The 12,248-nt window shown below is 54.0% G+C and carries 10 protein-coding genes; 8 read left to right on the top strand and 2 right to left on the bottom strand.

Annotated elements, in window-relative coordinates:
* Positions 1-66: 66 nt before the first annotated feature.
* Positions 67-507: a carboxymuconolactone decarboxylase family protein gene (locus EHT87_RS16065; RefSeq protein WP_124907672.1), complete on the bottom strand. Its 441-nt coding sequence runs from the start codon at positions 505-507 to the stop codon at positions 67-69.
* 120 nt (positions 508-627) lie between these two features.
* Between EHT87_RS16065 and pdxR the strand changes: the two genes are divergently transcribed.
* Together pdxR and EHT87_RS16055 are read left to right on the top strand one after the other, a co-directional pair.
* Positions 628-2,109: a MocR-like pyridoxine biosynthesis transcription factor PdxR gene (gene pdxR / locus EHT87_RS16060; protein ID WP_124907671.1), complete on the top strand. Its 1,482-nt coding sequence runs from the start codon at positions 628-630 to the stop codon at positions 2,107-2,109.
* Positions 2,110-2,255: 146 nt separating this feature from the next.
* Positions 2,256-2,780, top strand: a complete 525-nt coding sequence (locus EHT87_RS16055) for a cupin domain-containing protein (protein ID WP_310587558.1) — start codon at positions 2,256-2,258, stop codon at positions 2,778-2,780.
* A gap of 32 nt (positions 2,781-2,812) precedes the next feature.
* Here EHT87_RS16055 and EHT87_RS16050 read toward each other — a convergent pair whose 3' ends face one another.
* Positions 2,813-4,405 carry a sensor histidine kinase gene (locus tag EHT87_RS16050; RefSeq protein ID WP_124907669.1) on the bottom strand — a complete coding sequence of 531 codons (1,593 nt, stop codon included), beginning with the start codon at positions 4,403-4,405 and terminating at the stop codon, positions 2,813-2,815.
* A 188-nt stretch (positions 4,406-4,593) separates the two neighbouring features.
* On the opposite strand from EHT87_RS16050, the gene EHT87_RS31320 reads away from it, so the two are divergent.
* The 6 genes from EHT87_RS31320 to EHT87_RS16020 all read left to right on the top strand — a co-directional run bounded on the left by EHT87_RS31320 (position 4,594) and on the right by EHT87_RS16020 (position 12,208).
* The gene (locus tag EHT87_RS31320; protein WP_185716242.1) at positions 4,594-5,409 is read left to right on the top strand and encodes a hypothetical protein; all 816 of its coding nucleotides are present in this window, start codon (positions 4,594-4,596) and stop codon (positions 5,407-5,409) included.
* Between the two features lie 109 nt (positions 5,410-5,518).
* Positions 5,519-6,070: a hypothetical protein gene (locus EHT87_RS16040; RefSeq protein WP_124907668.1), complete on the top strand. Its 552-nt coding sequence runs from the start codon at positions 5,519-5,521 to the stop codon at positions 6,068-6,070.
* Positions 6,071-6,305: 235 nt separating this feature from the next.
* Positions 6,306-7,427 carry a hypothetical protein gene (locus tag EHT87_RS16035; protein WP_124907667.1) on the top strand — a complete coding sequence of 374 codons (1,122 nt, stop codon included), beginning with the start codon at positions 6,306-6,308 and terminating at the stop codon, positions 7,425-7,427.
* A gap of 45 nt (positions 7,428-7,472) precedes the next feature.
* Positions 7,473-8,363 (top strand): hypothetical protein, encoded by an 891-nt coding sequence (locus EHT87_RS16030; RefSeq protein ID WP_124907666.1) that lies wholly within the window; start codon positions 7,473-7,475, stop codon positions 8,361-8,363.
* Positions 8,364-8,433: 70 nt separating this feature from the next.
* Entirely contained in the window at positions 8,434-9,981 is a 1,548-nt protein-coding gene (locus tag EHT87_RS16025; RefSeq protein ID WP_124907665.1) for a vanadium-dependent haloperoxidase, read from the top strand.
* Positions 9,982-9,991: 10 nt separating this feature from the next.
* Entirely contained in the window at positions 9,992-12,208 is a 2,217-nt protein-coding gene (locus tag EHT87_RS16020; protein ID WP_124907664.1) for a TonB-dependent receptor family protein, read from the top strand.
* Positions 12,209-12,248: the final 40 nt, after the last annotated feature.

Genomic DNA, 12,248 nt, shown 5'->3' with positions numbered 1-12,248 from the left:
AGAAGACTTATTTCAAACGAAAAAGGGACGCTCGGGCGTCCCTTTTTCGTTTTTGATGCCGACGCTTTATAAAGCCGGTGTCCGCAGCGTACAGACGCCAATCCGGTTCCAGGCGTTGATGCAGCTGATGGCCAGAATGAGATCCGCAATCTGACTGTCACTGAGGTGCAACGCAACCTGCGCATACACTTCGTCCGGTACTGCCTGACTGGCAATGAGCGTGACGGCTTCCGTGAATGCCAAAACCGCCCGCTCCGCATCCGTAAAAAAAGGTGTTTCGTGCCACGTGGCGAGGTTGAACAGCCGCCGTTCGGTTTCCCCGTGCTGGCGGGCTTCTTTCGTGTGCTTATCGATGCAAAAAGAACACCGGTTAAGCTGCGAACTTCGGATTTTTATCAGGTCTTTGATGGTCTGGTCCAGATTCGTCTGGGCCACATAACTATCCAGCGCCAGCATTGCCTGGTAGGCCGCCGGGTTGGCTTCTTTAACAAGAATTCGCTTTTGCATACGTATTGATTCTGAATGGACGATACCGTCAGCCGGTGCCGTATTTATCGTACAAGTATAAAACGGCATTGGGCTATCTTTATAGCCCAGGAAAATCAATTCAGGTAGCCCAGTACGTTTATGATGCCGATACATGTTGATAAAAGCCTCGCGGTTCCGGTTTATTTGCAAATCGCCAACGCCATCATTTTCCAGATTCAGCGGGGATACATCCGGACCGGTTCGCAATTGCCCGGTAGCCGCGAACTGGCCGAACAGCTTCATATTCAGCGGAAAACCGTGCGGGCGGCTTATGACGAGTTGACGGCGCAAAGCTGGATCGAGACCCAACCCCGGAAGGGTGTTTTTGTCGCGGCAAACCTGCCGGAAGTCAAACCGCGGTCGATTCCGGCGACCCAGCCCCAAAGCGTTTATCCCAAGAAGACGTTTTTCGACGTCCGCGAGGATAGAACCCCTCCGCTACGGTTTTCTACCCCGGCCCGAACGCCGGTCCGGGTTTTTAACGACGGATTTCCGGATACGCGGCTGGCTCCGACGGAGTTGCTGATTAGGGAATACCGCCGGTTTGCCAATTTTCAGTTTACGCAGAAATTCCTGAACTATGGCCCCGCGCAGGGCTCGGAAAATCTGCGCGTCGAGCTGGCCCGTTTCCTGAGTGAAACCCGAAGTCTGCACGGGTCGGCCAGCAACATTCTGATTACCAAGGGCTCACAGATGGCGCTGTATCTGATTGCGCAATTGTTGATTGCTCCGGGAAATACCGTCATTGTTGGTGATCCCGGATTTTTCGGGGCAAATGACGTCTTCGAACAGGCGGGCGCCCGGCTCGAATGTGTCACGGTCGATGCGCGCGGACTGGATTTGAATGCGGTTGAAGCGGTTTGCCGCCGTAAAAGGGTCCGGCTGCTGTATGTGGTTCCGCATCACCACCATCCTACTACAGTTACGCTGAGTCCCGAACGACGGATGCAGTTGCTCGCTCTTTCCATGAAGTACGGTTTTGCAATTCTGGAAGACGATTACGATTATGATTTTCACTATGCATCGAGCCCGGTTTTGCCCCTGGCCAGCGCCGATCATTCCGGCAATGTCATTTACGTCGGGTCGTTCTGCAAAACCATTGCTCCGGCGATTCGGATCGGCTTTCTGGTGGCTCCCGAAAACCTGATCGAGCAAGCCACCCGACTCCGGCGGTTGATCGACCGGCAGGGCGAAAGCCTGCTGGAGGAAGCGATGGCTAATTTGCTCAAGAATGGTGATATCACCCGGCATCTGCGCAAATCCAACAAAATCTACCACGAACGGCGGGATGTCCTTTGCCAACTCCTGCGCGATGAACTGGCCGACAGGATTCATTTTGGCGTTCCGGACGGCGGTATGAGCGTCTGGGCTACGTATACGGGCAACGTAACGAGCAAAGCCGTTTCGGAGCGGGCCGACGCGCTGGGGTTGCGGGTGGATAGCGGGGAAAATTATTTCTACAAAAAAGTACAAAGCTCCAACATCCGGCTGGGGTTTGCTTCGATGAATGCGAACGAACTCGAACAGGCGGTTTTTTTGCTGGCGAAAGCGGTAAAAGACGTGAGACCCGGTGCGGTTTAAACATAGACGCTCATCGGCCACTACCGACCGCTTAGTAAAAACCAGGCAGCCTATTTGTGACGATTCACCGAAAATCAATACCTTCCTGTATATAATTTACTACAAGCCAGGGAATTATGAAACGAAGAGATTTTATTCAAACCAGCTTGGCTGCACCTTTGGCCACGTCATCGTCACTTCCGAATAAAACCGGACTGGATAAAGGGTTTAAAGTGAAAGCGGGTGAAGGCCGTTTTTACGGACACATTCAATTGAAAGGCGTCAACGAAAACATTCTCGATGTGAAAATATCGGGGAAGGATACCAACGGCGCGCTGGCCGTACTCGAACAGACGAGTTTATCGCCAAAACGCGGGACACCCCTGCACGTTCACCCGTTTCAGGATGAACAATTTTATGTAGTGGAAGGGGAGTATGTATTTCAGGTTGGTGAAGACAAGTTCCGGTTGCAAGTGGGCGATAGCATTTTTCTGCCCCGCAATGTGCCTCACGCATGGACCCAGGCCAGCGAAAGAGGGAAAATGATTGTGACGTTTCAGCCAGCCGGCAAGATGGAAGATTTCTTTTTAGCCGTGGCCGGGTTGAAAACCGTCCCAACGACCGAAGAAATGGCCCGGCTGTTTGCCGCCAACGACATGAAAGTGGTTGGCCCACCTCTTAAAATTGACTAAACACTGCGCAAAAGCGGGTCGGTTTCAGGAACTCAGTACCGCGTCGGCAGGTAAATCCGAAAAGTCGCACCGTGTCCCGGCTGGCTCTCGGCCGCGATGGCACCAAAATGATTTTCAACCACTTTTTTGACAATAGCCAGTCCTAGACCGGTCCCGGAATAAGGACTGTTCTGGCTGTGTAACCGCTGGAAAGCTTTAAAAATCTGATCGCGGTATTCGGGTTTAAAGCCAATCCCATTGTCCTGAACGCTGATTTCGTAAAACCGGATCGTTTTCTGGAGCGGTTTTAAGGCAACGGGAAGAACCGGAAACGTTAAACCGGCCGGTAACTCACCCAGCGGCAGCTCCCGGCAGGAAATCCGAACGTGGGGAGTGACGTTGGGAAGCGAAAATTTGAGAGCATTAATCAACAGATTCTGAAACAGTTGCCGTAACTGGCTGACACTGCCGTTGATCGTTGGCAGTTTACCGACATCGATAGTGGCATTTTTATCCCGAATCATCAGTTCCAGATCCGACAGCACGTCTTTGATCAACGTATTGAGCGGCACGGCAACCGGGGCGGGTTTTTGGGTAGACAACCGGGAGTACGTCAGCAAATCCTGAATCAAGCCCGACATTCGGCTGGCGGCCGAGTTCATGCGTTGCAGGACCGCAACGCCGTCGCCCAACCGGGTGCTATACTGATCGAGGAGCAGATCACTGAAGGCCTGAATTTTACGCAGCGGCTCCTGCAAATCATGGCTGGCACCGTAGGCAAATTGTTCGAGCAATTCGTTCGACCGGATCAAATCTTCATTCGATTTTTTCAGTTGCAGTTCCTGTAACGTACTCTCCGTAATGTTCATAAACGTGATCACGATCCGGTCGGGTGCCTGTCGGACGGCGGCCACCGTAAACCAGGCTTCCAGCCCGTTTGCATCAATGTAATACTGGGTTGTCCGGTCGGTTTTTCCTGTTTCGGTAACGCGCTGATAAAAGGCAAACAAACCGGATTCGATGTTTCCCGGAAAAACCTCCAGCAGCCGGTGTCCGGCAATTTGATCGGGGCGCAGAAACAGATCCCGTTCCACGGTCCGGTTGGCGGTTTGCATCAGAAAGTCGATGATCTGCCCGCTTTCGTCCCGGATCGCCCGCATGGCAATGATGCTGTTGAGCGATGCATCCAGGGTGGCCTGCAGGAGTTCCGCCTGCTCCCGCTGCCCGATTTCGGCCTGTTTTCGGTCGGTGATATCGACAATTGAAACCACCACGCCGGCCAGAACAGGCGTTACGGCGATAAAAAACCAGCGTTCATGGGGTTGGGTTGGATACTGAAACTCGATGGATTTGGGCTCCTGGGTTTCAAAAACATCACGTATTTGCTGGAACAAACCACTTTGCTTCAGGACGGGAAAACCGGGTGTCAGGGGGTGTCCAATGAGCTGATTGCGTTCAATGCCAAGTAGCTTGATCAGACTCTGATTGACAATCCGGTAGGAAAAATCGACGATTTGATTGGTTTCATCACGAATCGCTTCACAATAAGCCATCCCGTTTAGTGAGGCATCCAGAACGGCCTGCATCATGGTAATCTGTTCCAGTAATTGATGGTTGCTCAGATTGTTGGTCGTGGTCGGGTGCATGAAATACAGGTGGGGTTAGATCATGTTGTGTGGTAAACTACTAGAAACGCTTTTTTGTGTCAACAGTTTGTGAAAAACGCAAGACCGTATCGACTGGCACGCGTCGTGGTTTCCGCGAAAAAACCGTACCTTCGCAAGCCGGTCGGAACTAGGTCCAAACCCGTCCACTAAACTACTACTCTCAGGTGATGAAACTAACAGCATTGATCAGTACGGCACTTTTTCTGACTGCGGGCGTGGTGATGGGTCAGAAAACCGTACCGGTGAAAAGTACGTGGACCACTTCGCCAACCGCTACGACCTCGACCGAGCAGGGGGGCGCTGCGCCGGGTGAAGTTTATCTGGAAAATGCGAAGATTCACCTTGTGGCGACCAATAACGCCGAGAAATTATTCCTGACCATTCAACTGGATAATGACCAGGATCAGTTTAAATCCCTGTTGTTTGGCAGCACCATCTGGCTAGATCAGAAAGGCAAAAGGAAAAACTGGCGCGGCATCCAATTTCCGCTCCCCGAAGAGCTGGACCCGGCCACCGGCCGTCCGCTGTCGATGGGCACCAAGGCAGGACCGACCGACAAGGCAACGATGATGAAAAGCATGATCGACCGGAAAATCGAAATGAAACTCATCCGGCTGGTTGCCGACGACGAAATGCTGGTTCCGGCCACCCGCGATCCGTCCGGTATTACGGGCCATCTGGAAGAAAAAGCCGGCCGTCTGGTTTACCAACTGACGATTCCGCTGGCGCTGATCAATGCCAAACCGGGTTCGGATACGCCCCTCGCCATTGGGTTTGAAACCGGCGTTCCGGAGCGGCCCAAGCAAAGTATGTCCAATTCGAGTAACATGGGCAATGGCGGAATGGGTGGCATGGGCTATGGCGGGGGCATGTATGGCCGACGCGGAGGCATGGGCTACGGTGGGGGCGGTGGAGGCAGTTTTAGCGGGCCGACGATGTCGCCAACGCGGTTTTCGATTACCGTTGAACTGGCCGCCCAGTAAACTTTCGGTGGAGATTTTATTTCAGGTTTTAACTTGAAAATTTTTACAATAAGTAGTAAGATTCCAAGGATATAGTATATTTGAGTAAATTTTACCGAATAAAAGATTTGTGAAACGGTTTATCTCCTTCGGTTTATTCGTTGTTTTGCTTTACCACATGCTGGGGCATCTGCTGGTGCTCATCAGCGTGCAGTGGCAGGAACAACACGAATTATCGGAGCGATTGACGGTTTATTCCTCGGTAGATCACATCGTCGAGTTTCAGATTCCGCTGCAAAAACACCCGAATGAGGCCATTCTGACGCAGAGCAAGCAGGAAGGTTTCAAATACCGGGGTAGTTTCTACGAAATCGTTAACCTGGATGTTTCGGGCGATACGCTGCACATTACCGGTTACGTCAACAAGACCAAATCATTTTTTCAACGGGATTTGCTGTCTTTCGTTAAAGAGCAATTTGCCACCGGCACCTCTGAATCGGCCAAAAAAGCCAGTAACCTGCTCAAGTTATTTCTAAAAGAGTATTCGCCCATTAACCGGGCCCGCACCTTGTTTTTCCTGTACGACTGGAACGAAAAATCGGTGCGAATTCCTTCATTTGTTTCCCATTTGTCAACCCGCAGTCTGCCGGTATTTTCTCCTCCCCCCGAGTTGTTGTCCTGATTGGTATTTCATCGATTCGCTTGTACACCTACGATCCCGGTTGTGGGTAACTCGTGCATATTCGTAATTCGGCCACGAATGAGCTGCTGAACATTCACCCCTCAAGCGGGTCGATGGGCTTCGGTTCCATTCAGGCTATTGATCACAGTTCATTCCCAAATGAACCCCTCGGCCGATGCCCTTCCGAGCTGCATTCGCCGTGTGGGCTGTGAACCATTCATGACCACTCAAACCAATGAAAAAAATATACCCGTTTTCAATGGCATTGTTATGCCTGTGTCTATTCTATTCTCAGGTGTCGGCCCAGGGCTGCGTAGCCGTTCGGCACATGGGCTGTGCCGTTCCGGGCAATGTGACGTCGGCCGATTTTTTCAAACAGCGGACCGGTCGGTGGCAGGTCAATATGGGCTACCGGTATTTCCGGTCCTTCCGGCACTTTAAAGGCGACGTTGAGCAGAAAGAACGGCTGGAACAGCATACGGAGGTCGTCAACCTGTCGCACGCCCTCGATCTGGGTATTACGTACCTGGCAACGCCCCGGCTGTCGTTTTCGGTCAACCTGCCGATTCAGTACAACGACCGCTCTTCGCTGTATGAACATTACGGCAATCCGGTGGCATCCAATCCCGCGCAAAAGCGGTTTCATACCGGCTCGCAGGGCATCGGCGATTTGCGGATTTCGGGAAGTTACTGGCTGGTGAATCCGGCGAAACAATCGAAGGCCAACCTGGCCCTGGGCCTCGGAATCAAATTGCCCACCGGCAATCCGGGGGTAACCGACGACTTTCACAAACTCGACAAAGAGAAACGCGATTACGTGGTGAACAAACCGGTCGATCAGTCCATTCAGCTGGGCGATGGGGGCGTCGGCTTTAGCGTCGAAGGCCAGGGCTATGCGCAGCTTACCGGCGGGTTAACGGCTTATTTTACGGGCTATTACCTCTTCAATCCACGGGAAACGAACCACGTTCTCCGCAATCCTGAATCCACCACCGTCGATCTCGTAACGGGCTACTTCTCGGTGGCTGACCAGTTTGCCGCCCGGGTGGGCGTTAGTCAGTCGTTGCGGTTTGTTCCGGGTCTGGCCCTCATGCTCGGCGGCCGGGTCGAAGGCGTTCCGTCCTCCGATGTCTTTGGCGGCAGCAGCGGTTTCCGTCGCCCCGGTTATATCGTGTCGGTCGAACCCGGTCTGGCCTACATGAAAGGCCGGTTCTCGGCAACGGCAACCGTGCCGGTGGCGCTCTATCGCAACCGGATCAAAAGCTACTCCGACAAACTCGACCCCCTGGGCCTGCGCCACGGCGATGCAGCTTTTGCCGATTATTCCGTGTCCATTTCGCTGAGCCGCTGGTTTTAGTCACTCATTTGCTGTCTTTCCGACACGTATCCACCTTATTACACCATGAGAAATTTTATCAAAGTCCTGGTAGTCAGTGCGGTTTTCGTAACGGGCAAGGTAAACGCTCAAATGCCGCACGATGCCATTTACATGTCCAAAGGATCGGTTTGTGTGGCCACTCTGTACGGCAAAAGCACCTGGACAAATTACTGGGAAAACTCGCTCAAACGCTCCAATTCCAACATCGGGATGCACACCACCCAGAACGTCCTGGTGATGCCCGCGATTGGCATTACGAACCGACTGAACGTGATTCTGAACCTGCCGTATGTCTGGACCCAGACCAGTGCCGGAAACCTGCTGGGCCAGAAAGGCCTGCAGGATCTGTCGGGCTGGTTGAAATACAAAGTCCTGTCGACGCACGGTTTTTCGCTGCACGCGGTTGCCGGAGCCTCGCTGCCCATTGGTAAGTATGTGCCGGATTTTTTGCCGATGTCGATCGGGTTGCAATGCAAAACCGTTTCCGGGCGGCTGATTGCCAACTACAAACACCGCCCCACCGGTTTGTATGTCAATGCCCACGGTACCTACCTGTGGCGCAGCAACATTAAGGTGGACCGGGATGCGTATCAGGCCGACAACCGGGTGTATAATACCGATGAAGTGGGCGTTCCGAATGCCTATGATCTGGGCCTTCGGCTGGGTGTTCTGCGGAAAATGTGGCAAACTGAACTGTGGGCCGAGCGGAGTTCCTGCACCCACGGCGACTACGTTCGTCGGAACGATATGCCCTTCCCAACCAACAACATGCAGGCATCGACCGTGGGCTGGTACGGGAAATTTCAGCCCCGAAACATCGGGCTGAACGCCCGCGTCGGCTACGTGGTCGACGGGCGGAACGTGGGGCAAAGTACCAACTACTCGGTTGGCGTGCTGTATCTTTTCAAATTGTAAAAATCAATCGTGAGTGGGATGAACGGTCGGGTCAAGACTAGTTCAATCGCCTGATTAACAACATACTAGTATGAAAACGTATACCAATTGGATAAAGACGGCCAGTCTTGTTTTGTGGGTAGTGGCTGTTTTGACTTCCTGTGATAAAACCATCGATGAACCGCAGCGGACGGGCTATGCCCCCGCTTCGATCGATGAAAATGCCGGTACCTGGAAAACGTACCTGCTGAATTCGCCAACTGAAATACCGGTAGCCGAGCCAAAACCGGTTTCTTCGTCCGAGTACATCGCCGAACTGGCGAGTCTGAAACAGAAATCGGCGAGTTTGACCAAAGAGCAGCGGGAAGCCGTCGACTACTGGGGTGCCGGAGCCGTTTATCGCTGGAACGAAATTGCCCGGGAGCTGTCGGCCCGGTATAACATTCCGCCGGCCTACAATGCCGATGGCAAATATCCGGTGCCCGACGCGGCCAATCCGCTGGCCGACCCGAAGTTTCCGTTTGCCAATCCGCCGTATGCTTCCCGCGCCCTGGCCTATCTGAGCGTAGCCCAGTATGATGCGCTCGTGGCGGCCTGGAACTACAAGTACAAATACAAACGCGCGGCTCCTTCCAAAACTGACGCAACGATTCCGGTCGCTTTACCGGTTTCCGGCCTGCCAACCTATCCCTCGGAAGATGCCGTAGTGGCGGCTGCTTCGGTTACGATTCTGAAGGCGATGTTTCCGGGTGAGGTGCCTTTTCTGGAAGCTAAAATGAAAGAACACCGGGAAAGCCGCCAGTGGGCCGGAATGAATGTGGAAAGCGACCTTGTTGCCGGGGTGGATCTTGGTAATGCCGTGGCTGCCAGGGTGATGGCGCGCGCCAAAACCGACGGAATGGCCGCTGCCAATAACCAGGCATTAACGGCGGGGATGATCGACAAAGCCAAAGAACGGGGTCTGCGGGAAGTGTGGTTGAGCCAGGAATTGCCACTTCGCCCACCCATGTTGCCGAATTACGGCGCCGTGTTGCCGTGGAATTTTGATAGAGCAACCGTTGTCACGCTGCGTCCCGGTCCGCCACCGGCCCTCGATAGTCCCGAGTTTAAGAAAAATCTGGAGGAGTTGCAGACCATTCAGAAAAATCAGACCCGCGAACAGGCGCGCATCGCCAATTACTGGGCGGATGGCGCGGGAAGCTACACGCCCCCCGGCCACTGGCACCGGACGGCTGCGAATGCCAGCTACGAAGCGAAGCACAGCGAAGTACGGATGGCGCGGAATCTGGCGCTGGTTGGCACGGCCCTGATGGATGCGGCTATTACGTGTTGGGATACAAAATACTACTATTATTACCCGCGTCCGCAGCAGTTTAACGTCAAGACTTCCGTGGGTTTACCCAACTTTCCGTCGTATACCTCCGGGCATTCGACCTTCTCGGCGGCAGCCGCAACGGTGATGGGTTACCTTTTTCCGGAGCAGGCGGAAACGTTTACCAAACAGGCTCAGGAAGCATCCGTATCGCGCATGTATGGTTTGATTCACTATCGTTTCGATTGTGAAGTGGGTTTGAAAGCCGGGACTGAGGTTGGGAAATACGCCATTACCCGGGCGAAAGCCGACGGATCGGGGCTTTAATCAGCTAGCTATGCGCTATCATGAGAACGCATGTCGTGTTCTGCGCGGAGGCATGGGATTGGTCATGAGTCTGTTGTTTTTCGGATTTGCGCAGGCGCAATCCCGGAAAACAACGGATGATTCCGTCCGTACCCACACGTTGAACGAAGTGCAGGTGACCGGTATTCGGGAAGGCCTGACGCAGTCGCTGCCCGATGTGCAGGAAACGTTCCTGCTGGGGGGCAAGCGGAGTGAGGTGGTTCGTTTGTCGGACGTCGACGCCAACATTGCCGAGAAAACCGCCCGGCAGGTGTTCGCCCGGATTCCGGGGTTGTTCGTTTACGACATGGACGGAACCGGCAACCAGATGAACGTCGCCACGCGCGGTCTGGACCCGCACCGTTCGTGGGAATACAACATCCGCCAGAACGGCGTTCTGACCAATTCCGATATGTACGGCTATCCGGCCAGCCACTATTCGGCACCGATGGAAAGCATCGAGCGCGTCGAACTGGTGCGCGGAACGGCTTCCCTGCAATACGGAGCGCAGTTTGGCGGGATGCTCAATTACGTCACCAAGTCGGGCGACACCACGCGCCGGTTTGGGTTTGAAACCATCAATTCGGTGGGTTCCTACGGGCTGCGCAGTACCTACAACGCCATCGGCGAGCGGGTTGGCAAACTGACGTATTACGGCTATTACTACCGTCGGCACTCGGACGGCTATCGCGAAAACGCCACTTCCAATTCGCAGGCTCAGCTCATCAGTTTGCAATACCAAGCCACGAACCGGTTGCGATTGCGGGCAGAACTGGGCCGTTCGGAATACGTTTATCGCATTCCGGGACCCCTGACCGAAGACATGTTCACGCAGAATCCGCAGCAGGCCAGCCGGAATCGGAATTATTTCAATCCCGACATCTGGGTGCCGTCGCTGCGGCTGGACTGGCAGATTACCGATCGAACCCGGCTGATGGGACTCGCTTCGGCGGTAGTGGGCGCGCGCAACAGCGTGATGTTCGACGCCCTGGCGACGATTCCGGATACGGTGATCCGGGCCACCGGCCAACTGCGGAACCGGCAGGTCGATATCGACAAGTTCCACAGTTATACCTCCGAATGGCGTGTTTTACATGCGTATCAGTTGGGCCATGTGTCGGCAACGGGCGTAGTCGGGGTTCAGATCATGAACAACGATCTGAACCGGCGGCAGTTGGGCAAAGGAACGACCGGTGCAGATTTCGATCTGTCGATTACCGGTCCCTTTGGTCGCGATCTGCACTTTTATACCAGCAACGTGGCGGTTTTTGCCGAAAGTCAGTTTCATCTGACGCCGAAACTGACGGTTTCGCCCGGTATTCGGGTGGAAAGTGGGCTGACCAAACTCCGCGGAACCATCAGCTATTACGATCCGCTCAAGCTGCCGAACGACATTGCCCACCGGTTTGCGCTACTCGGAATCAATGCCCAATACCGGTTTAATCCGGAACTGAAACTGTACGGCGGCTGGTCGCAGGCCTATCGACCGGTTATTTTCAAGGACATTATTCCGACCTCTGTGTATGAACAGGTCGACAAAAATCTGAAAGACGCGACGGGGTATAATGCCGAAATCGGGATGGATGGCTACTGGCAGGGGGTGCACCTCAACGTCAGTGCTTTTTATATGCCGTATCGAAACCGGCTCGGAAGTCTGGTGCTGACCAACCCGGACGGCCAGAGTTATGTGTTCCGGACCAACGTTGGCGACAGCCGTACGAAGGGGGTTGAAGCCCTGGTTGAAGCTCAGTTTTACCGAACCAATCAGTTTGCGTTGACCGGTTTCACCTCGACGGCGTATGTGGATGCCCGTTACCGGAATGCCCGCGTTTCGACCGGTACGGATAACAAAACCATCGACGGTAATCGGGTCGAATCGGCTCCGCGCTGGACCAGTCGCAACGGATTGACCGCCCGCTACCGCACGTTTAGTCTGACGGCGCAGTATAGCTATGTAAGCGAGACGTTTTCGGATGCGCTGAACACGTCCAAGCCGACGGCCAACGGCGCAAAAGGTCCCGTTCCGGCCTACGGAATCTGGGATTTAAACACGACCTGGCGCATCGGGCGACATTTCACCGTGCGGGGAAGTGTTAGTAATTTGTTGAATACCAGCTATTTCACCAAACGCCCGACGTTTTATCCGGGGCCGGGGATCTGGCCGTCGGACGGTCGAACCGGGGTGTTAACGTTGGGAATCAAGTTGTAAAAACCGAAACGGTCCGTATCAATCACCTTTTGACCTCATT

This window comes from Larkinella knui, assembly GCF_003858645.1.
GTDB lineage: Bacteria > Bacteroidota > Bacteroidia > Cytophagales > Spirosomataceae > Larkinella > Larkinella knui.
This window is presented reverse-complemented; position numbering and strand designations above follow the sequence as displayed.

Bases quoted from the DNA above. Each gene is read 5' to 3' on its own strand.
- EHT87_RS16065 (WP_124907672.1), bottom strand. From the start codon at position 507: ATGCAAAAGCGAATTCTTGTTAAAGAAGCCAACCCGGCGGCCTACCAG.
- pdxR (WP_124907671.1), top strand. From the start codon at position 628: ATGATGCCGATACATGTTGATAAAAGCCTCGCGGTTCCGGTTTATTTG.
- EHT87_RS16050 (WP_124907669.1), bottom strand. From the start codon at position 4,405: ATGCACCCGACCACGACCAACAATCTGAGCAACCATCAATTACTGGAA.
- EHT87_RS31320 (WP_185716242.1), top strand. From the start codon at position 4,594: ATGAAACTAACAGCATTGATCAGTACGGCACTTTTTCTGACTGCGGGC.
- EHT87_RS16035 (WP_124907667.1), top strand. From the start codon at position 6,306: ATGAAAAAAATATACCCGTTTTCAATGGCATTGTTATGCCTGTGTCTA.
- EHT87_RS16030 (WP_124907666.1), top strand. From the start codon at position 7,473: ATGAGAAATTTTATCAAAGTCCTGGTAGTCAGTGCGGTTTTCGTAACG.
- EHT87_RS16025 (WP_124907665.1), top strand. From the start codon at position 8,434: ATGAAAACGTATACCAATTGGATAAAGACGGCCAGTCTTGTTTTGTGG.
- EHT87_RS16020 (WP_124907664.1), top strand. From the start codon at position 9,992: ATGCGCTATCATGAGAACGCATGTCGTGTTCTGCGCGGAGGCATGGGA.